This window comes from Streptomyces sp. CO7 (genome assembly GCF_053474865.1).
The window spans coordinates 789,710-790,682 of the sequence record NZ_JBRIOU010000004.1; the positions used below are offsets into that span (position 1 = coordinate 789,710).

Below are 973 nucleotides of genomic sequence, written 5' to 3' on the forward strand. Positions count from 1 at the left end.
GGCTGCCGGTTCCCCGCACGCAGCCCCGCGCCCCCACGACGCCGGACCGCTCCCCCCGGATCACCACGTCGTGCAGACGCGTGGCCACTGCACCAGTGCCATTGCTGAGCAGAGTGCTCATCCCGCGCCTCCCCGTCATGTTCCTGTCCGTGAGGAAGATGTTGCCGGGGACACTTCATGACGGTGTCCCCCGACTGTCACAGACCTGTCACAGGCCCCCCGCACGATGATCGCGATCCGCGCGTCCGGGCCGTGAGCTGGGGCGAACAGGTGTTCCGGCAACCGGAATTCCCTCCGTGGGGACCATGGGCCAGAATGAGCCCGTGCCTTCCCTGTTGCTGATCGAGGACGACGACGCCATCCGTACGGCCCTGGAGCTCTCCCTGACCCGCCAGGGGCACCGCGTGGCGACCGCTGCGAGCGGTGAGGACGGTCTCCAGTTGCTGCGCGAGCAGCGGCCGGATCTGATCGTGCTCGACGTCATGCTGCCCGGAATCGACGGTTTCGAGGTCTGCCGGCGGATCCGCCGGACCGACCAGCTGCCGATCATCCTGCTGACCGCGCGCAGCGACGACATCGACGTGGTGGTCGGGCTGGAGTCCGGCGCCGACGACTACGTGGTCAAGCCCGTGCAGGGCCGGGTGCTGGACGCCCGGATCCGCGCGGTGCTGCGCCGCGGGGAGCGCGAGTCGAGCGACTCGGCGGCGTTCGGCTCGCTGGTCATCGACCGCTCCGCGATGACGGTGACCAAGAACGGGGAGGAACTGCAGCTCACCCCGACCGAGCTGCGGCTGCTCCTGGAGCTCAGCCGCCGCCCCGGGCAGGCACTGTCCCGCCAGCAGCTGCTGCGGCTGGTGTGGGAGCACGACTACCTGGGCGACTCGCGTCTGGTGGACGCCTGCGTGCAGCGGCTGCGCGCCAAGGTGGAGGACGTGCCGTCCTCCCCGACGCTGATCCGCACGGTGCGGGGCGT

At 70.4% G+C, this 973-nt stretch carries 1 protein-coding gene and 1 pseudogene; one reads left to right on the forward strand and one right to left on the reverse strand.

Features of this window, described 5'->3' with window-relative positions; all coding sequences use genetic code 11:
• Positions 1-121, reverse strand: a pseudogene (locus tag ACOV8S_RS16395) (SigE family RNA polymerase sigma factor); the annotation flags it as partial.
• 202 nt (positions 122-323) lie between these two features.
• Between ACOV8S_RS16395 and afsQ1 the strand changes: the two are divergent.
• Positions 324-973: two-component system response regulator AfsQ1 (gene afsQ1, locus ACOV8S_RS16400; protein ID WP_448318547.1), on the forward strand; the 650-nt coding region annotated here is incomplete at its 3' end.